The following is a 19,701-nucleotide window of genomic DNA, read 5'->3' on the forward strand; positions in this document are numbered from 1 at the left end:
ACGGGAACCGCAAGAGCGGCGTCAAAAAAGAATCAGGGCCGTCCGGATACCGGACGGCCCTGCGCTCTGCTGCTCTACGTACCGTCACACGTCGGCGACTCAGTGGTTGCGCGGGAAGCCCAGGTCCACCCCGGCCGGCGCGTCCGACGGGTCGGGCCAGCGCGTGGTGACGACCTTGCCGCGCGTGTAGAAGTGCGTGCCGTCGTTGCCGTAGATGTGGTGGTCGCCGAAGAGCGAGTCCTTCCAGCCACCGAAGGAGTGGTAGCCCACCGGCACCGGGATCGGCACGTTCACGCCGACCATGCCCGCCTCGATCTCCAGCTGGAAGCGGCGGGCCGCACCGCCGTCCCGGGTGAAGATCGCGGTGCCGTTGCCGAACGGCGAGGCGTTCATCAGCGCCACGCCCTCCTCGTACGTGTCCACGCGCAGCACGCACAGGACCGGGCCGAAGATCTCGTCCCGGTAGGCCTTGGCGGTCGTCGGGACGCGGTCGAGCAGCGAGAGGCCGATCCAGTGGCCGTTCTCGTGGCCCTCCACGGTGTAGCCGGTGCCGTCGAGGACGACCTCGCAGCCCTCGGCCGCGGCGCCCGTGACGTAGGAGGCGACCTTGTCGCGGTGGGCGGCGGTGATGAGCGGGCCCATCTCGGACGCCGGGTCGCTGCCCGGGCCGATCTTGATCTTCTCGGCACGCTCCTTGATCTTGCCCACCAGCTCGTCGGCGATGGAGCCGACCGCGACGACGGCCGAGATCGCCATGCAGCGCTCACCCGCCGAGCCGTAGGCCGCGGACACGGCGGCGTCGGCCGCGGCGTCCAGGTCGGCGTCGGGCAGGACCAGCATGTGGTTCTTGGCGCCGCCGAGCGCCTGGACGCGCTTGCCGTGGGCGGAGGCGGTGGTGTGGATGTGGCGGGCGATGGGGGTGGAGCCCACGAAGGAGACGGCCGCCACGTCCGGGTGCTCCAGGAGGCGGTCCACGGCCACCTTGTCGCCGTGCACGACGTTGAAGACGCCGTCGGGCAGACCGGCCTCGGCGAGCAGCTCCGCGATCTTCATCGACGCGGACGGGTCCTTCTCCGACGGCTTCAGTACGAAGGTGTTGCCGCAGGCGATGGCCAGCGGGAACATCCACATCGGCACCATCGCCGGGAAGTTGAACGGCGTGATGCCCGCGACGACGCCGAGCGGCTGGCGGATGGACGACACGTCCACGCGGCTCGCGACCTCCGTCGACAGCTCGCCCTTGAGCTGCACCGTGATGCCGCAGGCCAGGTCGACGATCTCCAGGCCGCGGGCGACCTCGCCGAGCGCGTCGGAGTGCACCTTGCCGTGCTCGGCGACGATCCTCTCGGCGATCGCGTCGCGGTTGGCGTCCAGCAGCGCGCGGAACTTGAAGAGGATCGCGGTGCGCTTGGCCAGCGAGGAGGTGCCCCAGGTCGCGAAGGCCTCGCGGGCGGCGGCGACGGCGGCGTCCACCTCGTCCACGTTCGCGAAGGCGACCTGCGTCGTGACGGCTCCGGTCGCCGGGTCGGTGACCGGGCCGTAGATGCCGGACGCGCCCTCGACGGCCTTCCCGCCGATCCAGTGATGGACGGTCTTCGTCATGACAAGCATCCCTACTCTCACAGGTGGCGGCGTCGGGCAGCGACGTGCCGGTCGTACTCTTCCCTGGCCTTGACCGCGGACACCCGCTCCGCCGTCTCGGCCACGGGCACATCCCACCACGCCTGTGCCGGGGGCGGGCCCGACACTGTGTCTGCCGTTTCCGTCTCCACATAGACACATGTGGGACGGTCCGCGGCGCGCGCCTCCCGCAGCGCCCCGCGCAGGTCACGCACTGTTCTGGCGCGCAGCACCCGCATCCCGAGCGAGGCCGCGTTGGCGGCGAGATCGACCGGCAGCGGACCCTCGGTGTACGTCCCGTCCGGCGCCCGGAAGCGGTAGTCCGTGCCGAACCGCTCGCCGCCCACCGACTCCGAGAGCCCGCCGATCGACGCGTACCCGTGGTTCTGGAGGACGACGATCTTGACCGGGATGTCCTCCTGGACGGCCGTGACCAGCTCGGTGGGGTTCATCAGATACGTCCCGTCGCCGACCAGCGCCCACACCGGCCGGTCCGGTGCGGCGAGCGCGACGCCGATCGACGCCGGGATCTCGTATCCCATGCAGGAGTAGCCGTACTCGACGTGGTACTGCCGCGCCGACCGGGCCCGCCACAGCTTGTGCAGGTCGCCGGGGAGGGAGCCCGCGGCGTTGATGACGATGTCGTCGTCCGTCACCACCTCGTCGAGTACGCCGAGGACCTGGGCCTGCGTCGGGCGGATGTCCGGATCGTCCGCCTGGTACGCGGCGTCGACGCGCTGCTCCCAGCGGGCCTTGTCGCCCGTGTACTCGGCGGTGTAGCCGTCCGCGACGCGGTGGCCGCGCAGTTCTCCCGTGAGCGCGTCGAGTCCGGCGCGGGCGTCGGCGATCAGGGTGGCGCCCGCCATCTTGTGGCCGTCGAAGGGCGTGACGTTGAGGTTGAGGAAGCGCACCCCGGGCCGCTCGAAGAGGGTGCCGGAGGCCGTGGTGAAGTCGCTGTAGCGGGTGCCGACGCCGATCACCAGGTCGGCGGCGCGGGCCAGTTCGTTCGCCGTCGCCGTGCCCGTGTGGCCGATGCCGCCGACGTCCGCAGGGTGGTCGAAGCGCAGGGAGCCCTTGCCGGCCTGGGTGGAGGCGACGGGGATGCCGGTCGCGTCGGCGAACTCCCGCAGGGCGTCCTCGGCGGCGCTGTGGTGGACGCCGCCGCCCGCGACGACCAGGGGCCGCCGCGCCTCGCGCACCGCGCCCGCGGCCACGGCCAGCTCCCGCGGGTCGGGAGCCGCCCTGCGCACGGCCCACACCCGCTCGGCGAAGAACTCCGCGGGCCAGTCGAAGGCTTCCGCCTGTACGTCCTGCGGCAGGGCGAGGGTGACGGCGCCGGTCTCGGCCGGGTCGGTGAGCACCCGCATCGCGGCGAGGGCGGCGGGGATCAGCGCCTCGGGGCGGGTCACGCGGTCGAAGTACTTCGATACGGGCCGCAGACAGTCGTTGACCGACACATCGCCCGCGTACGGCACTTCGAGCTGCTGGAGCACCGGGTCGGCGGGCCGGGTCGCGAAGGTGTCGCCGGGCAGGAGCAGGACGGGCAGGCGGTTGACCGTGGCGAGGGCGGCACCGGTGACGAGGTTGGTGGCGCCCGGCCCGATGGACGTGGTGACGGCGTGGGTGGACAGGCGGCCGCGCTGCCGGGCGTACCCGACGGCGGCGTGCACCATGGCCTGTTCGTTCCGCCCCTGGTGGAAGGGCATCTCGTCGGCGTGCTCCACGAGCGCCTGCCCGATGCCGGCCACGTTGCCGTGCCCGAAGATGCCCCAGGTCGCGCCGATCAGCCGCTGCCGCTCGCCGTCCCGCTCGGTGAACTGCCGGGACAGGAAGCGCACGAGCGCCTGCGCGGTGGTGAGCCGGACGCTCTCACGCGGCCTCTGCGTCATCGGTATCCCTCCGTGTGGTCGGGGTGGAAGCAGATCCGCCACTCCCGTTCCTCGCCGGGGCCCGCCATGACGTTCAGGTAGTACATCGCGTGGCCCGGCTGGGCGACGGACGGGCCGTGCCAGCCGTCGGGCACGAGCACGGCATCACCGGAACGGACCTCGGCAAGGACGTCCGTACCACCCTCGCGGGAGGGGAAAACACGCTGGTACCCAAAGCCTTCCCGGCCCTCGGGCGCCTCGATCTCGAAGTAGTAGATCTCCTCAAGCTCGGCCTCGACGCCCGAGCGGTGCTCGTCGTGCTTGTGCGGCGGGTACGAGGACCAGTTGCCGCCGGGCGTGATCACCTCGACGGCGATGAGGCGGTCGCAGTCGAAGGCGTCCGCGGAGGCGAAATTGCGGACCTCACGGGCGCAGGTGCCGCTGCCGCGGCTCTCGACGGGTACCTCCGGCGCGGAGCCGTAGCGGGCGGGGAGTCGACGCTCGCACTTCGCTCCTGCCAGGGCGAAGCGGCCTCCCGCGCCGGAGGCGATCTGGATCCGGGCGTCGCGGGGGACGTAAGCGAAATCAGAGACTCCGCTGAACACGCTCTCCCTGCCCAGGAGTTCGATGATCCCGGCTTCCGTGTGCACCGTACAGCCGCCGGTCAGCGGGAGCACGATCCATTCACTCTCGCCGGTATCGAAGGAGTGCGTGGCACCCGCCTCGATCTCGACGACGCGCAGTGCGGAGTAGACCCAGCCTGCCTGTTTCGGATCGATGTCAACGGTGTACGGGCCATGGGCCGCACTCCCTTTCGGTACGTACGTCATGTGGGCCTCCTCCATCTGTCCACCCCGCTACAGCAGTCCTACGGCGGTGTCGACCGCCCCCGCCACGTCCCCGTCGGGCGGGTAGAGCAGCGCCCTGCCGACGACGAGCCCCTGCACGGTGGGAAGTTGCAGGGCGCCGCGCCACTTCTCGTACGCGGCGTCCTGATCGTCCCCGATGTCGCCGCCGAGCAGCACGGCGGGCAGCGTCGAGGTCTCCATGACGCGGGCCATGTCGTCGGGGTTCTCGGTGACGGGGACCTTCAGCCAGGTGTACGCGGAGGTGCCGCCGAGACCGGAGGCGATGGCGATGGACCGGGTGACGGCCTCGGCGCTCAGGTCGTTGCGGGGCACCCCCGTGCCGTCCCGGCGCGTGAGGAACGGCTCGACGAAGACCGGCAGCCTGCGCTCGGCCATGGCGTCGACGATCCGCGCCGCCGAGTGCAGCGTGGTCAGCGACCCCGGGTCGTCGTAGTCGACGCGCAGCAGCAGCTTGCCCGCGTCGAAGCCGAGCCGTTCGAGGTCCTCGGGCCGGTGCCCGGTGAACCGGTCGTCCAGCTCGAACGCGGCCCCCGCGAGGCCGCCGCGGTTCATCGACCCCATGACGACCTTGCCGTCGAGGGCGCCGAGGAGCAGCAGGTCGTCGAGCACGTCGGCGGTGGCGAGCACGCCGTCGACGCCGGGCCGCGACAGCGCGAGACAGAGCCGTTCGAGGAGGTCGCGCCGGTTGGCCATGGCGAACGGATCGCTCCCGACGCCGAGGGATCCCCGGGCGGGATGATCGGCGGCAACGATCAACAGCCGCCCACCGTCGGCGAGAAGCCTTCGCCGGGGGCGCCGGGCGGCGGCTTCGAGGACGGCTTCGGGATGGCGGGCCCGGATCCGGGTGAGGTCAGCGAATTCCAGCCCCTCCGGCGTTTGAGGAGCGGGGTCCGGGGCGGAGCCCCGTGTCCGACGCGCAGAGCCCGACCTCACAAGACAGCCCCCGCTTCAACAGCCGAGGCGACCTCGCCGGCAAACGGCATGGCGGAACTGCACTCCAGCCGCGAGGCGACGATCGCCCCCGCCGCGTTGGCGTACCGCATGATCCGCTCCAACTCCCACCCGGCGAGCAGCCCATGGCACAGGGCCCCGCCGAACGCGTCCCCCGCGCCCAGTCCGTTGAGGACCTTCACGGGCAGGGGCGGCACCCGCGCCGACTCCCCCGCCCGGTTCATCGCGAGCACTCCTTCGGGCCCCTGCTTCACGACGGCCAGTTCGACCCCCGCGTCCAGCAACGCCCGTGCCGCCGCCAGGGGTTCACGCTCTCCTGTGGCGATCTCGACCTCGTCGAGGTTGCCGACGGCGACCGTGGCGTGCGCGAGCGCGGCGGCGTAGTGAGGGCGCGCCTCGGCCGGGTCGGACCAGAACATCGGCCGCCAGTCGAGGTCGAACACCGTGACGCCCGCCGACCGCGAGGCCAACGCCGCCAGCGTCGCCGAACGACTCGGCTCCGCGCACAGCCCCGTCCCTGTCATCCAGAAGATCCGCGCCGCCGCGATCGCGCGGAGGTCCAGCTCATCCTCGGAGATCTCCAGGTCGGGCGCCTTGGGCAGCCGGTAGAAGTACAGCGGGAAGTCGTCCGGCGGGAAGACCTCGCAGAACGTCACCGGCGTCGGGAGCCCCGCGACCGCGCTCACCCAGCGGTCGTCGACGCCGAACTCCCGCAGCGCCCGGTGCAGATAGGTCCCGAAGGGGTCCTCGCCGGTGCGGGTGACGAGGGCGACGCGGCGGCCGAGCCGTGCCGCGGCGACCGCGACGTTACTGGCCGAGCCGCCGAGGAACTTCCCGAACGTGGCGACCTCGTCGAGGGGCACTCCGGCCTGGAGCGGATAGAGGTCCACCCCGATCCGGCCCATGGTGATGACGTCGTACGGATCACTCACCCTCTGCGTCCCTTCGCCGGGCCGGTCGGTCGTGTGCCCCCCAGGTCTAATCCCGCTCCGGGAGCCCTGTCAACATTTTGTCCTTACATTCGGACCACTCCTTGACACCGTTCCGAGGCGGCCTGGAGTCTTGCCGGCATGACGACGCTGTCTCGCATCCGGATCGGTTCGGCGCCCGACTCATGGGGCGTGTGGTTTCCCGAGGACCCCCAGCAGGTCCCCTGGTGCCGCTTCCTCGACGAGGTCGCCGAGTGCGGATACGAATGGATCGAGCTGGGCCCCTACGGCTATCTGCCCACCGACCCCGTCGAACTGGCGGCCGAGACGGCCCGGCGCGGCCTCAAGGTCTCCGCGGGCACGGTCTTCACGGGGCTGCACCACGGACCCGCGGTCTGGGAGAAGACCTGGGCGCACGTCGCCGACAACGCCGCGCTGGCCCAGGCGATGGGCGCCGGGCACCTCGTCGTCATCCCCTCCTTCTGGCGCGACGACAAGACCGGCGAGGTCCTGGAGGACCGCGTCCTGACGCCCGCGCAATGGCGTGAACTGACCACCCAGACCGAGCGCCTGGCCCACGAGGTGCGCGAGCGCTACGGCCTTCAGGTCGTCGTCCACCCGCACGCGGACACGCACATCGACACCGAGGAGAACGTCACCCGCTTCCTCGACGCCACCGACCCCGACCTCGTCTCGCTCTGCCTGGACACCGGCCACTACGCCTACTGCGGCGGGGACAGCGTCGAACTCATCGAGACGTACGGCGAACGCATCGGCTATCTGCACCTCAAGCAGGTCGACCCGGAGGTCCTCGCGGCGGTGCGCGCGGAGGAGGTGCCGTTCGGGCCCGCCGTGGCGCGCGGCGTGATGTGCGAGCCGCCCGCCGGGGTGCCGGCGCTGGAGCCCGTCCTCGCGGCGGCCCAGAAGCTGGGTGTCGATCTCTTCGCGATCGTCGAGCAGGACATGTACCCGTGCCCGCCGGACCAGCCCCTCCCGATCGCCCGCCGCACCCGCGCCTTCCTCCGCTCCTGCGGGGCCTAGCCCCGGCAGCATTTCAGGGGGCGGGGAGCCCGTGGAAGCGCGCCGCGACATGTCGCTTTCGTCACAAACACTCTTTTCCTGTCACACATGTCTCACGTACGCGGCCCTTACGTCACAGGCGGTCCACAGCCAGGCCCCGGCGGTCACTCTGCGTCGTTCAACGGGCACAGGCTGAGTGATCGCCACGCGTCGCGCCCAGTTCCCCCGTCGGCCTCTCCGGCCGCCCTGGGCGCGTGCAGGGAGGTGCCACCGATGACCGACCGCAGGCTCTGGTCGTACAAGGAGATCGCCGCGCACATCCGGGTGCAGCCCGACACCGTGCGCTCCTATCGCAAGCACGGGCTGCTGCCCGACCCCGACCACGTGGAGAGCGGCAAGCCCTTCTGGTACGCGGACACGATCCGCGCCTGGGTCGCGGCCCGCCCCGGCAACCGCGGACGCAGAGGCTGACGCCGCGCGGACGCACCGCGTTGCGGGATACCCCCTAGGGGTATAGTGTTGTGAGTGTCAGGGGGTCCAGGGGACTCCGGGGCCCCCTCCCGCACATTACGTCGCATATGTACACACGCCTTCCCGAGGAGAACGACATGAGCGCCCAGACCGAGCTCCCGCAGGCCGCGTCCGAGACGACCGGCTCCTGCTGCTCCCCCAGCGGTTCCTGCCACTCCGGCGGCACCGCGGAGACCTCGCAGGGCGGCGTCACCACGGTGTACGAGGTGACGGGGATGACCTGCGGCCACTGCGAGGGCGCCGTCTCCGCCGAGATCTCGGAGATCGCGGGCGTCACCTCCGTCAAGGCCGTCGCCTCCACCGGCCAGGTGACCGTGGTCTCCGAGGCCCCGCTGGACGAGGCCGCGGTGCGCGCCGCGGTCGACGAGGCGGGCTACGAACTGGCCGGCGTCAAGGCCTGACCGGCGGCCCGCCGGGTACTCCGGGCCCTGTGGTGCCGACGTGGGCGCCACAGGGCCCGCCGCCGTGTCACCGGCCCGGAAGTAGTACGAAGGAGTCATGACCGAAGTCTCCGAAGTCGAACTCGCCGTCGGCGGAATGACCTGCGCCTCCTGCTCGTCCCGCATCGAGAAGAAGCTGAACCGCGTGGAAGGGGTGACCGCCGCGTCGGTCAACCTCGCCACGGAGAAGGCGAAGGTCACCTACGCCGACGGGGTCGAGGTCGCCCAGCTGATCGCCCTCGTCGAGAAGCTGGGCTACACGGCCAAGGAGATCGTCCCGCCGCCACCGGAGCCCGAGGCGGGCCACGCGTCCGCCCCGACCACCGCGGACATCACCGAGCCCGACACCCTGCGGCAGCGGTTGACCGTCTCCGCCCTCCTGTCCCTGCCCGTCGTGCTGCTCGCGATGGCCCCCGCCCTCCAGTTCGACAACTGGCAGTGGCTCTCGCTGACCCTCGCCGCACCCGTCGTGGTCTGGGGCGGCCTGCCCTTCCACCGTGCGGCGCTCACCAATGTGCGGCACGGCTCCGCGACCATGGACACGCTGGTCTCGGTCGGCACGCTCGCCGCGTTCGGCTGGTCGCTCTGGGCGCTCTTCTTCGGGGACGCCGGAGCGCCCGGCATGCGGCACGGCTTCGACTTCACCGCGTCCCCCGGCTCCGGCGCCTCGACGATCTATCTCGAGGTCGCCTCCGGTGTCATCACGTTCATCCTGCTCGGCCGCTGGCTGGAGGCCCGCTCCAAGCGGCGGGCGGGCTCGGCCCTGCGCGCCCTGCTCGAACTGGGCGCCAAGGACGTCACCGTCCTGCGCGCGGGCACGGAGGAGCGCGTCCCGGTCGGGCGGCTGGCCGTCGGCGACCGCTTCGTCGTACGCCCCGGCGAGACCGTCGCGACCGACGGCACCGTCGTGGAGGGCGCGTCCGCGGTCGACGCCTCGATGCTGACCGGCGAGTCCGTGCCGGTCGACGTGGCCGTGGGCGACGCCGTCACCGGGGCCACCGTGAACACCTCGGGGCGGCTCGTCGTACGGGCGACCCGCGTCGGCTCCGACACCCAACTGGCGCGCATGGCACGGCTCGTCGAGGACGCCCAGACCGGCAAGGCCCAGGTGCAGCGCCTCGCCGACCGGATCGCCGCGGTGTTCGTGCCGGTGGTCCTGCTCATCGCGGCCGGCACGCTCGGCGGCTGGCTCGGCGCCACGGGCGATGTGACCGCCGCTTTCACCGCCGCCGTCGCCGTCCTGATCATCGCCTGCCCGTGCGCGCTCGGCCTGGCCACTCCCACCGCCCTGATGGTCGGCACGGGACGCGGCGCCCAGCTCGGCATCCTCATCAAGGGGCCCGAGGTCCTGGAGTCCACGCGCCGCGTCGACACCGTCGTCCTGGACAAGACGGGGACGGTGACGACGGGCCGCATGGAGATGGCGGACGCGTACGCCGCCGGGGACACGGACGAGAAGCAGCTGCTGCGCCTCGCGGGCGCCCTGGAGCACGCCTCCGAGCACCCCGTCGGCCGCGCTCTCGCGGCGGGCGCGGCCGACCGTCTCGGCGTCTCCGTCGCGGAGTTGGCGGCCCCGGAGCGGTTCGAGAACATTGCCGGGTCCGGGGTGCGCGGCGCGGTGGAGGGGCACGAGGTGCTCGTGGGGAGCGAGCGGCTCCTCGCGGACGCGGGCGTCACGGGCCTGGAGGCGCTGGCCGGAGCGAAGGAAGAGGCGCAGGCGTCGGGGCGAACGGCCGTGCTGGTCGCCTGGGACGGTGCCGCGCGCGGCGTGCTCACGGTCGCCGACGCCGTCAAGGACTCCAGCCCGCAGGCGGTGCGCGAACTGCGCGCGCTCGGCCTGACGCCGATGCTGCTCACCGGCGACAACAAGGCCGTCGCCGATACGGTGGCGCGGGCGGTGGGGATCGCCCCGGACGACGTGTACGCGGAGGTCCTCCCGCAGGACAAGGTCGACGTCGTACGGCGGCTGCGAGGCGAGGGCCGGGTCGTGGCGATGGTCGGGGACGGCGTGAACGACGCGGCGGCGCTGGCCACCGCCGATCTGGGTCTCGCGATGGGGACGGGCACGGACGCGGCGATCGAGGCGAGCGATCTGACGCTGGTGCGCGGGGACTTGCGGGTGGCGGCCGACGCCATCAGGCTCTCCCGGAAGACCCTCGCCACCATCAAGGGCAACCTCTGCTGGGCCTTCGGTTACAACGTCGCCGCACTGCCGCTCGCGGCGGCCGGCCTTCTGAACCCGATGATCGCGGGGGCCGCCATGGCGTTCTCCTCGGTCTTCGTGGTCACGAACAGCCTGCGGCTGCGGACATTCACATAACCCCTTCACATGTCCGTTTCAGCACCCTCACGCACCTCTCAGGATCCCCATATCGGGGCTCTTGCGCATGTACTGGACATATGCAAGAGACGCAGATCACAGTGATCTGAACGTAACCATCTAGGGGGGTCGCGAGTCTAATGGGACGATGCCGGTAGACGTCTTGGGGGACGTCGTCCGACATCAGGGGACATCTTGGGGGATGCTCCCTGGAATTGCGTTGCCGGGGCACGTACACCGGGGAGCTTTGAGCGGCCCTCCCGTACGCGTCCCGGCAGACCGCAGGGCAACCACAGACGCCCGGCCGGATCCCGTGGGGGGAATCCGCACCGGGAAAAAGGGAAGCGCCCCGACCGTCGACCCGTGGGGGGATCGGCGGCGGGGCGCTTCTCGCTTTGGCCCCGTAAGGGGCGCGGGAAACCGCACGACCAGCCCTATGCGGCCCGCAGTTCCCGAAAAAAGATCAGCGACCCTCAACCGGGACGAAGTCCCGAAGGACCTCACCGGTGTAGATCTGCCGAGGCCGACCGATACGCGAACCCGGCTCCTTGATCATCTCGTGCCACTGGGCGATCCACCCCGGAAGACGTCCCAGCGCGAAGAGCACGGTGAACATCTCGGTCGGGAAGCCCATGGCCCGGTAGATCAGACCGGTGTAGAAGTCCACGTTCGGGTAGAGCTTCCGCTCGACGAAGTAGTCGTCGGCCAGCGCGTGCTCTTCCAGCTTCAGCGCGATGTCGAGCAGCTCGTCGGACTTGCCGAGGGCCGAGAGGACGTCGTGCGCCGCCGCCTTGATGATCTTCGCCCGGGGGTCGAAGTTCTTGTAGACGCGGTGCCCGAAGCCCATGAGCTTCACGCCGTCTTCCTTGTTCTTCACCTTGCGGATGAAGGTGTCGACGTCGCCGCCGGAGGCCTGGATGCCTTCCAGCATCTCCAGGACCGACTGGTTGGCGCCGCCGTGCAGCGGGCCCCACAGGGCCGAGATGCCGGCCGAGATCGAGGCGAACATGTTCGCCTGCGAGGAGCCGACCAGACGCACGGTGGAGGTAGAGCAGTTCTGCTCGTGGTCCGCGTGCAGGATCAGGAGCTTGTCGAGCGCGGCGACGACGACCGGGTCCAGCTCGTACTCGGCGGCGGGCACCGAGAAGGTCATGCGCAGGAAGTTCTCGACGTAGCCGAGGTCGTTGCGCGGGTAGACGACCGGGTGGCCCTGCGACTTCTTGTACGCGTACGCCGCGATCGTCGGAAGCTTGGCGAGAAGGCGGATCGTCGAGAGGTGACGCTGCTTCTCGTCGAAGGGGTTGTGGCTGTCCTGGTAGAACGTCGACAGCGCGCTCACCACGGACGACAGCATGGCCATCGGGTGGGCGTCGCGCGGGAAGCCGTCGTAGAACCGCTTGACGTCCTCGTGCAGCAGGGTGTGCTGCGTGATCTCGTTCTTGAAGCTCGCCAGCTCGTCGACCTTCGGCAGCTCGCCGTTGATCAGCAGGTACGCCACCTCGGTGAAGGTGGAGCGCTCGGCCAGCTGCTCGATCGGGTAGCCGCGGTACCGGAGGATGCCCTGCTCGCCGTCGAGATAGGTGATGGCGGATTTATAGGCGGCGGTGTTGCCATAGCCGCTGTCCAGGGTCACCAGACCGGTCTGGGCGCGGAGCTTCCCGATGTCGAAGCCCTTGTCGCCGACGGTCGAATCGATCACCGGGTAGGTGTACTCGCCATCGCCGTACCGCAGTACTACAGAGTTGTCGCTCACGTCATCCCTCACCGACGTTGTGCCTCTTCTTCGAGGTGCCCTGACTGTCTCTACCATCCCCCATTTGGCCCTGGAGAGTGCACTCGGGGTCGACCATTGGGCCTATTGGCGGCACTCAGTGCCGCCAACCTGCTCATCCTGCCCCCTTCGCCCCGGTTCCGGAAGTGCTGTGTGACGTTTCCGACTCGTTTGATCGATCAAAACGTCGCCGGGCCTTCTCCGCGGCGCCCCGAGAGCCTGAAATCCAGGGCTGTACAGCGCTTACCCGCGGAGACCGTGCGTACAGCCTGACCCAGAGCCTTGCGCGAACCGACCAGGACGACCAGCTTCTTGGCGCGTGTCACGGCGGTGTAGAGCAGATTGCGTTGCAGCATCATCCACGCGCCGGTGGTGACCGGGATCACCACGGCCGGGTATTCACTGCCCTGGGAGCGGTGGATCGTCACCGCGTACGCGTGCGCCAGCTCGTCCAGTTCGTCGAAGTCGTACGGGACTTCCTCGTCCTCGTCGGTCAGGACGGTGAGCCGCTGCTCGTCGGCGTCGAGGGCGGTGACGACGCCGACCGTGCCGTTGAAGACGCCGTTCTGCCCCTTCTCGTAGTTGTTGCGGATCTGGGTGACCTTGTCGCCCACGCGGAAGACGCGTCCGCCGAACCGCTTCTCGGGCAGGTCGGGCCGGGCGGGGGTGATGGCCTGCTGGAGGAGGCCGTTGAGGTTCCCTGCGCCCGCGGGGCCGCGGTGCATGGGGGCGAGGACCTGGACGTCGCGGCGCGGGTCGAGCCCGAACTTGCGGGGGATGCGGTGGGCGGCGACGTCCACCGTGACGCGGCCGGCGTCCTCGGTCTCCTCCTCGACGAAGAGGAAGAAGTCCTTCATGCCCTGGGTGAGGGGCGGGACGCCGGAGTTGATGCGGTGGGCGTTGGTGACGACGCCCGACTCCTGGGCCTGCCGGAAGATGCGGGTGAGGCGGACGGCCGGGATGGGGCTGTCCTCGCTGAGCATGTCCCGCAGCACCTCACCCGCGCCGACGCTGGGCAGCTGGTCGACATCGCCCACGAAGAGCAGGTGGGCGCCGGGCGGGACGGCCTTGACCAGCTTGTTGGCGAGGAGCAGGTCGAGCATCGAGGCCTCGTCGACCACGACCAGGTCGGCGTCGAGCGGCCGCTCCCTGTCGTACGCGGCGTCGCCTCCCGGTTTCAGTTCGAGCAGGCGGTGGACGGTGGAGGCATCGGCGCCGGTCAGTTCGGCGAGGCGCTTGGCGGCGCGGCCGGTGGGGGCGGCGAGGACGACCTTGGCCTTCTTGGCGCGGGCCAGCTCGACGATGGAGCGGACCGTGAAGGACTTGCCGCAGCCGGGGCCGCCGGTCAGGACGGCGACCTTGCGGGTCAGCGCGAGCCGCACGGCCGCTTCCTGCTCGGGCGCGAGCTTGGCGCCCGTGCGGTCCGCGAGCCAGGCGAGCGCCTTGTCCCAGGCGACGTCCCGGAAGGCGGGCATGCGGTCGTCGGGGGCCTTCAGGAGGCGCGACAGCTGCGCGGCCAGGGAGAGTTCGGCGCGGTGGAAGGGGACCAGATAGACGGCGGTGATGTCCTCGCCGCCCTCCGGGCTCGGCACGGCTTCGCGGACGACCCCCTCCTCTTCTCCCGCCAGCTCGGCGAGGCAGTCGATGACGAGGCCCGTGTCGACCTGGAGCAGCTTCACCGCGTCGGCGATGAGGCGCTCCTCGGGGAGGTAGCAGTTGCCCTGGTCGGTGGATTGCGAAAGGGCGTACTGGAGACCGGCCTTGACGCGCTCGGGGCTGTCGTGCGGGATGCCGACGGACTGGGCGATGCGGTCGGCGGTGAGGAAGCCGATGCCCCAGACGTCGGCGGCCAGGCGGTACGGCTCGTTCCTCACGACGGAGATGGAGGCGTCGGCGTACTTCTTGTAGATGCGCACGGCGATGGAGGTGGAGACGCCGACTCCCTGGAGGAAGACCATGACTTCCTTGATGGCCTTCTGCTCCTCCCAGGCGGCGGCGATCATCTTGGTCCGCTTGGGGCCGAGGCCGGGGACCTCCACCAGGCGCTTCGGCTCGGTCTCGATGACGTCGAGGGTGTCGACGCCGAAGTGGGTGGTGATGCGGTCGGCCATCACGGGGCCGATGCCCTTGATGAGGCCGGAGCCGAGATAGCGGCGGATGCCCTGGATGGTGGCGGGCAGCACCGTCGTGTAGTTCTCCACGGTGAACTGCTTGCCGTACTGCGGGTGGGAGCCCCAGCGGCCCTGCATGCGCAGGCTCTCGCCGACCTGGGCGCCGAGCAGGGAGCCGACGACCGTGAGCAGGTCGCCGGCGCCGCGGCCGGTGTCGACGCGCGCGACCGTGTAACCGGTCTCCTCATTGGCGTACGTGATGCGCTCGAGGACCCCCTCGACCACCGCCGCCGCCACAGCTGGACTCGACATGATCCGACGCTACCGCCCGGCACCGACAACCTGGACGGCCTGTGGACAACTTCCGGCTACGGCGAAGGGACCTGGTCTGTCGACCAGGTCCCTTCGATCCCTCCCCTATGCCAGAAACCCCGCGATTCCCCCCGGAATCCCCCCAGATCCCCTCGGGAACCAGTTCCCCCCTCACGGGAAGTCCCTGACGCCAAGTACGACACGCCTGGTGCACAAAGGGTTGCACGGCGTTGCCCACTAATTTTTCGCGGACTTCTTCCGGGTGCCGACGCCACCGGGCGGACGTACCGTTTGACCCATGAGTGCTGTTCTCCGGTCGGGCTCTCCCCGGCCCTTCGAGCGGGAAGGGGAATGATGTTCGGCGTCGCGAAGCTGGCCGGGCCGGTGGCCAAGGCGATCTCCAAGAAGACCGGCATCCCCGTGACGACCGTCACCCGCGTGATCGAGGTGGGTCTGCCCGTCGTGGTGGCGATGGTCTCCAAACGGGCGCGCCGCGGGAATACGAAGTAGGCCCGGTCAGGCCGAACAGGCGCGGCTCGGGCGCGGTGCGGGCGGGCGTCACGCGTGCGTGCGGAAGCGTCGGGCCGTCTCCCTCAGCACCTGCGCTCCCTCCCTCGCCCACAGCGCCTCGTTGAAGATCTCGACCTCGATCGGGCCGTCGTACCCTGCCGCCTCGACCATCGCGCGCAGCGCCTTGAAGTCGATGCTCCCGTCGCCCAGTTGTCCGCGTCCGAGCAGTACGCCCGCGGGCAGCGGCGTGATCCAGTCGGCCAGCTGGAAGGCGTGCAGCCGGCCGCCCCGTCCCGCCCGCGCGATCTGCGCGGGTGCCTGGTCGTCCCACCAGACGTGGTACGTGTCCACGACGACGCCCACTTGGTGGGCGGGGAAGCGTTCCGCGAGGTCGAGCGCCTGGCCCAGGGTGGAGACCACGCAGCGGTCCGCGGCGAACATCGGGTGCAGCGGCTCGACCGCCAGGCGTACGCCCCGCTCCTCGGCGTAGGGCCCGAGGAGCGCGAGGGCGTCCGCGACGCGTTCCCGGGCCCCGGCGAGGTCGCGGCTGCCGGGCGGCAGGCCGCCGGAGACCAGCACCAGCGTGTCGGTGCCGAGCGCCGCTGCCTCGTCGATGGCCGCGCGGTTGTCGTCCAGGGCACGCGCGCGTGGCGCCTCTTCGATACCGGTGAGGAAGCCGCCCCGGCACAGGCTGGTGACCGCGAGGCCGGTCTCGCGCATGAGGCGGGCGGTGCGCTCGACCCCGTACTCCTGGACGGGCGCGCGCCACAGGCCGACCGCTGTGACGCCTTCCTTCACGCACCCTTCGGCGAGTTCGGGGAGCGAGAGCTGCTTGACGGTCTCCTGGTTGATGCTCAGACGCGACAGCGACAGCGACAGCGGCGGTGTCGATGACGACGGCGGTGACGGCGGCGGGGTGTTCATTGCGGGACTCCATGGACGGTCAGCAGCGCGCGCATCCGGGCCGCCGCCAGGGGCGGGTCGGGGAACAGGCCTAGCCCGTCGGCCAGTTCGTAGGCGCGGGCCAGGTGCGGGAGCGAGCGGGCCGACTGGAGACCGCCCACCATCGTGAAGTGTGTCTGGTGTCCTGCCAGCCAGGCGAGGAGGACCACGCCGGTCTTGTAGTAGCGCGTAGGGCTTTGGAAGAGGTGGCGGGACAGCTCGACGGTCGGGTCGAGGAGGGCCCGGAAGGCCTTCACGTCGCCGGTGTCCAGGACGCGCACCGCCTCGGCGGCGAGCGGTCCGAGCGGGTCGAAGACGCCGAGCAGGGCGTGGCTGAAGCCGTGGTCGTCGCCGGCGATCAGCTCGGGGTAGTGGAAGTCGTCGCCGGTGTAGCAGCGCACGCCGTGCGGGAGTCGGCGGCGCAGGGCGATCTCGCGGTCGGCGTCCAGGAGCGAGACCTTGATGCCGTCGACCTTGTCGGGGTGGGCGGCGATGACCTCCAGGAGGGTGTCGGTCGCCGCGTCCAGGTCGGCCGAGCCCCAGTAGCCCTCCAGGGCCGGGTCGAACATGGGGCCGAGCCAGTGCAGGATCACCGGCTCGCTCGCCTGGCGCAGGAGGTGGCCGTACGTCTCCAGGTAGTCGTCCGGCGAGGTGGCGGTGGCGGCGAGGGCCCGCGACGCCATGAGGATCGCCTGGGCGCCGGCCGCTTCGACGAGGGCGAGCTGTTCCTCGTAGGCCGCCCTGACCTGCGGAAGGCCTGCGGGCAGGGTCAGTTGGTCGGTGCCCGCGCCGCACGCGATCCGGCCGCCTGCCGCCTTCGCCTCGGCGGCCGAGCGGCGGATGAGTTCGGCGGCGCCCGCCCAGTCCAGGCCCGTGCCGCGCTGGGCGGTGTCCATGGCCTCGGCGACGCCCAGGCCGTGCGACCACAGGTGGCGGCGGAAGGCGAGCGTGGCGTCCCAGTCGATGGTGGCGGGGCCGTCCGGGGAGACGTCCGCACGGGGGTCGGCGACGACGTGGGCGGCGGAGAGGACGGCGCGGGAGGCGGGCGGGGGGCCGCCTGTTCTCGTGCTCGGGGGCTCGCTTCGCGGGGTGTACGCGCGCGTGCCGCCTCCTTCGGCGGGGAGCAGGAGGGCGCCCGCGGCCCGGGGTGTGCTCACAGCGCGATCTCCGGTACGTCGATGCGGCGGCCCTCGGCGGAGGACCTCAGACCCAGTTCGGCGAGTTGCACGCCGCGGGCGCCCGCGAGGAGGTCCCAGCGGTAGGGCGCGTCGGCGTACACGTGTTTGAGGAAGAGTTCCCACTGCGCCTTGAAGCCGTTGTCGAACTCGGTGTTGTCGGGCACCTCCTGCCACTGGTCGCGGAAGGAGTGGGTGGCCGGCAGGTCGGGGTTCCACACCGGTTTGGGCGTCGTGCCGCGGTGCTGTACGCGGCAGTCGCGCAGGCCCGCGACCGCCGAGCCCTCCGTGCCGTCGACCTGGAACTCCACGAGTTCGTCGCGGTGGACGCGCACCGCCCAGGAGCAGTTGATCTGCGCGATCACGCCGCCGTCCAGCTCGAAGACTCCGTAGGCGGCGTCGTCGGCGGTCGCGTCGTAGGGCTTGCCGTCCTCGTCCGTGCGCCGCGGGAGGTGCGTGGTGGCGAGGGCCTGGACGGTGCGTACGCGGCCGAACAGTTCGTGGAGGACGTACTCCCAGTGCGGGAACATGTCGACGACGATGCCGCCGCCGTCCTCGGCGCGGTAGTTCCAGGAGGGGCGCTGGGCCGGCTGCCAGTCGCCCTCGAAGACCCAGTAGCCGAACTCGCCGCGGACCGACAGGACGCGCCCGAAGAAGCCGCCGTCGATGAGCCGTTTCAGCTTGAGCAGGCCCGGCAGGAAGAGCTTGTCCTGGACGACGCCGTGCCTGACGCCCGCGTCCCTGGCCAGACGGGCGAGGCCGAGGGCGGCGTCCAGGCCGGTGGCGGTCGGCTTCTCGGTGTAGATGTGCTTGCCCGCCGCGATGGCCTTCTTGAGGGCGGCCTCGCGGGCGGAGGTGGCCTGCGCGTCGAAGTAGATGTCGACGGCCGGGTCGGCGAGGACCGCGTCGAGGTCGGTGGAGAAGTGTTCGAGACCGTGCTGCTCCGCGAGCGCGCGCAGCGCGGGCTCCCTGCGGCCCACCAGGACGGGCTCGGGCCACAGCACGGTGCCGTCGCCGAGGGCGAGGCCGCCCTGCGCGCGGAGGGCGAGGATCGAGCGGACGAGGTGCTGGCGGTGGCCCATGCGTCCGGTGACGCCGTTCATGGCGATGCGCACCGTCTTGCGTGTCACGAAGGTCCCTCCGTAATGCGTAGCAAGCGTCTCGAAGTACGTAGGAAGCGTCTCGAAGTGCATAGCAAGCGCTTTCCGTCCGCAGAGAAGCTAGCCTGCCGCACAGGTTCGGACAAGGGCTCCGGATCAGGGCGTGACCGGGAGGACGACGAGATGACCGTGACCCTGGCGGACGTGGCGGCACGCGCGCAGGTCTCCCCCGCGACCGTCTCCCGCGTGCTGAACGGCAACTACCCGGTGGCGGCCGCCACCCGCGAGCGCGTTCTGCGGGCCGTGGACGACCTCGACTACGTCCTGAACGGTCCCGCGAGCGCGCTCGCCGCGGCCACCTCCGACCTGGTCGGCATCCTCGTCAACGACATCGCCGACCCCTTTTTCGGGATCATCGCGAGCGCCGTGCAGTCCGAGATCGGCGGGCCCGGGGGGCGCGCGGGCGGGGAGCGGATGGCCGTGGTCTGCAACACCGGCGGCTCCCCGGAGCGCGAGCTGACCTACCTCACGCTCCTTCAGCGCCAACGCGCCGCCGCGGTGGTCCTCACCGGCGGTGCGAGCGAGGACGCCGGGCACGCCGAGGCGATGACCCGGAAGCTGCGGCGGCTCACGGAGGCGGGCACGCGCGTGGTGCTCTGCGGGCGGCCGCCGTCGCCGGACACCGGCGCGGTGGCGCTCGCCTTCGACAACCGCGGCGGCGGGCGGCGGCTCACCGAGCATCTGCTGGGCCTCGGCCACCGGCGCATCGGTTACATCGCGGGCCCGCGGGAGCGGACGACCACGCGGCACCGCCTGGAGGGCCACCGTGCGGCGCTGGCCGCCCACGGCGTCGAGGACGACCCGGCGCTCACCGTGCACAGCCCGTACGACCGGCGTTCCGGGTACGACACCACGGGCGAACTCCTGCGCCGTGCCCCGGACTTGACGGCCATCGCGGCCTCCAACGACACGGTCGCGCTCGGCGCCTGTGCGGCGCTGCGGGACAAGGGCCTGCGGATCCCGGCGGACGTGTCGGTGGCGGGCTTCGACGATCTGCCGTTCAGCATCGACGCGGCCCCGGCGCTCACGACGGTGCGGCTTCCGCTGCACGAGGCGGGGGCGCGGGCGGGCCGCATCGCGATGGGCAAGGAGGAGCCGCCGCCGGGGGGTGTGGCGACGGTGCACGGGGAGTTGATGGTGCGGGGGTCCACGGGCGGCCCGCGGTGAGCCGT

At 71.2% G+C, this 19,701-nt stretch carries 16 protein-coding genes; 6 read left to right on the forward strand and 10 right to left on the reverse strand.

The features are described from left to right. Positions 1-99: 99 nt before the first annotated feature. The 5 genes from mmsA to iolC all read right to left on the reverse strand — a co-directional run bounded on the left by mmsA (position 100) and on the right by iolC (position 6,240). Positions 100-1,602, reverse strand: a complete 1,503-nt coding sequence (gene mmsA / locus CP975_RS12240) for a CoA-acylating methylmalonate-semialdehyde dehydrogenase (protein ID WP_055535935.1) — start codon at positions 1,600-1,602, stop codon at positions 100-102. Positions 1,603-1,619: 17 nt separating this feature from the next. Next, the gene (gene iolD / locus CP975_RS12245) at positions 1,620-3,509 is read right to left on the reverse strand and encodes a 3D-(3,5/4)-trihydroxycyclohexane-1,2-dione acylhydrolase (decyclizing) (RefSeq protein ID WP_055535930.1); all 1,890 of its coding nucleotides are present in this window, start codon (positions 3,507-3,509) and stop codon (positions 1,620-1,622) included. Then, positions 3,506-4,318 carry a 5-deoxy-glucuronate isomerase gene (iolB, locus tag CP975_RS12250; RefSeq protein ID WP_055535934.1) on the reverse strand — a complete coding sequence of 271 codons (813 nt, stop codon included), beginning with the start codon at positions 4,316-4,318 and terminating at the stop codon, positions 3,506-3,508. Before iolB ends, iolD begins: the two co-directional genes overlap by 4 nt. 27 nt (positions 4,319-4,345) lie before the next feature. Continuing rightward, complete coding sequence (locus CP975_RS12255) at positions 4,346-5,221, reverse strand: Cgl0159 family (beta/alpha)8-fold protein (RefSeq protein ID WP_055535933.1); 876 nt, start codon at positions 5,219-5,221, stop codon at positions 4,346-4,348. Positions 5,222-5,286: 65 nt separating this feature from the next. Further along, positions 5,287-6,240, reverse strand: coding sequence for a 5-dehydro-2-deoxygluconokinase (iolC, locus tag CP975_RS12260; RefSeq protein ID WP_281292882.1), 954 nt, complete (start codon positions 6,238-6,240; stop codon positions 5,287-5,289). Between the two features lie 138 nt (positions 6,241-6,378). Here iolC and CP975_RS12265 point away from each other — a divergent pair, with 138 nt between their 5' ends. From CP975_RS12265 to CP975_RS12280, 4 genes are all read left to right on the forward strand, one after another. Then, complete coding sequence (locus CP975_RS12265; protein ID WP_055535929.1) at positions 6,379-7,278, forward strand: sugar phosphate isomerase/epimerase family protein; 900 nt, start codon at positions 6,379-6,381, stop codon at positions 7,276-7,278. 252 nt (positions 7,279-7,530) lie between these two features. After that, a complete protein-coding gene (locus CP975_RS12270; protein ID WP_030790194.1) occupies positions 7,531-7,728 on the forward strand; it encodes a MarR family transcriptional regulator in 198 nt (65 codons plus the stop codon). Positions 7,729-7,865: 137 nt separating this feature from the next. Continuing rightward, the gene (locus CP975_RS12275) at positions 7,866-8,189 is read left to right on the forward strand and encodes a heavy-metal-associated domain-containing protein (protein ID WP_055535931.1); all 324 of its coding nucleotides are present in this window, start codon (positions 7,866-7,868) and stop codon (positions 8,187-8,189) included. A gap of 97 nt (positions 8,190-8,286) precedes the next feature. Then, entirely contained in the window at positions 8,287-10,548 is a 2,262-nt protein-coding gene (locus CP975_RS12280; protein ID WP_055535928.1) for a heavy metal translocating P-type ATPase, read from the forward strand. Positions 10,549-11,011: 463 nt separating this feature from the next. Here the strand turns inward: CP975_RS12280 and CP975_RS12285 are convergent, their stop codons facing one another. Together CP975_RS12285 and recD2 are read right to left on the reverse strand one after the other, a co-directional pair. Beyond that, on the reverse strand, positions 11,012-12,301 hold the full coding sequence (locus CP975_RS12285) for a citrate synthase (RefSeq protein WP_030790185.1): 1,290 nt from the start codon (positions 12,299-12,301) through the stop codon (positions 11,012-11,014). A gap of 197 nt (positions 12,302-12,498) precedes the next feature. Beyond that, positions 12,499-14,742, reverse strand: a complete 2,244-nt coding sequence (gene recD2 / locus CP975_RS12290) for an SF1B family DNA helicase RecD2 (protein ID WP_055535927.1) — start codon at positions 14,740-14,742, stop codon at positions 12,499-12,501. Positions 14,743-15,093: 351 nt separating this feature from the next. Between recD2 and CP975_RS35025 the strand changes: the two genes are divergently transcribed. Beyond that, positions 15,094-15,252 (forward strand): hypothetical protein, encoded by a 159-nt coding sequence (locus CP975_RS35025; RefSeq protein ID WP_167532688.1) that lies wholly within the window; start codon positions 15,094-15,096, stop codon positions 15,250-15,252. Positions 15,253-15,300: 48 nt separating this feature from the next. Here the strand turns inward: CP975_RS35025 and CP975_RS12295 are convergent, their stop codons facing one another. The 3 genes from CP975_RS12295 to CP975_RS12305 are packed head-to-tail and all read right to left on the reverse strand — an operon-like array spanning position 15,301 to position 18,499. Further along, positions 15,301-16,176 (reverse strand): sugar phosphate isomerase/epimerase family protein, encoded by an 876-nt coding sequence (locus CP975_RS12295; RefSeq protein WP_150476863.1) that lies wholly within the window; start codon positions 16,174-16,176, stop codon positions 15,301-15,303. Then, positions 16,173-17,351 (reverse strand): dihydrodipicolinate synthase family protein, encoded by a 1,179-nt coding sequence (locus tag CP975_RS12300; protein WP_246201478.1) that lies wholly within the window; start codon positions 17,349-17,351, stop codon positions 16,173-16,175. The genes CP975_RS12295 and CP975_RS12300 overlap by 4 nt, the downstream gene beginning before the upstream one ends. Further along, a complete protein-coding gene (locus CP975_RS12305) occupies positions 17,348-18,499 on the reverse strand; it encodes a Gfo/Idh/MocA family protein (protein WP_150476864.1) in 1,152 nt (383 codons plus the stop codon). The genes CP975_RS12300 and CP975_RS12305 overlap by 4 nt, the downstream gene beginning before the upstream one ends. Positions 18,500-18,652: 153 nt before the next feature. Here CP975_RS12305 and CP975_RS12310 point away from each other — a divergent pair, with 153 nt between their 5' ends. Continuing rightward, positions 18,653-19,696, forward strand: coding sequence for a LacI family DNA-binding transcriptional regulator (locus CP975_RS12310; protein ID WP_055536462.1), 1,044 nt, complete (start codon positions 18,653-18,655; stop codon positions 19,694-19,696). Positions 19,697-19,701 lie beyond the last annotated feature (5 nt).

This window comes from Streptomyces alboniger, assembly GCF_008704395.1.
Taxonomy (GTDB): Bacteria; Actinomycetota; Actinomycetes; order Streptomycetales; family Streptomycetaceae; genus Streptomyces; species Streptomyces alboniger.

Coding starts and splice junctions, on each gene's coding strand:
- mmsA (WP_055535935.1), bottom strand. CDS start 1,602: ATGACGAAGACCGTCCATCACTGGATCGGCGGGAAGGCCGTCGAGGGC.
- iolD (WP_055535930.1), bottom strand. CDS start 3,509: ATGACGCAGAGGCCGCGTGAGAGCGTCCGGCTCACCACCGCGCAGGCG.
- iolB (WP_055535934.1), bottom strand. CDS start 4,318: ATGACGTACGTACCGAAAGGGAGTGCGGCCCATGGCCCGTACACCGTT.
- CP975_RS12265 (WP_055535929.1), top strand. CDS start 6,379: ATGACGACGCTGTCTCGCATCCGGATCGGTTCGGCGCCCGACTCATGG.
- CP975_RS12270 (WP_030790194.1), top strand. CDS start 7,531: ATGACCGACCGCAGGCTCTGGTCGTACAAGGAGATCGCCGCGCACATC.
- CP975_RS12275 (WP_055535931.1), top strand. CDS start 7,866: ATGAGCGCCCAGACCGAGCTCCCGCAGGCCGCGTCCGAGACGACCGGC.
- CP975_RS12280 (WP_055535928.1), top strand. CDS start 8,287: ATGACCGAAGTCTCCGAAGTCGAACTCGCCGTCGGCGGAATGACCTGC.
- recD2 (WP_055535927.1), bottom strand. CDS start 14,742: ATGTCGAGTCCAGCTGTGGCGGCGGCGGTGGTCGAGGGGGTCCTCGAG.
- CP975_RS35025 (WP_167532688.1), top strand. CDS start 15,094: ATGATGTTCGGCGTCGCGAAGCTGGCCGGGCCGGTGGCCAAGGCGATC.
- CP975_RS12295 (WP_150476863.1), bottom strand. CDS start 16,176: ATGAACACCCCGCCGCCGTCACCGCCGTCGTCATCGACACCGCCGCTG.
- CP975_RS12310 (WP_055536462.1), top strand. CDS start 18,653: ATGACCGTGACCCTGGCGGACGTGGCGGCACGCGCGCAGGTCTCCCCC.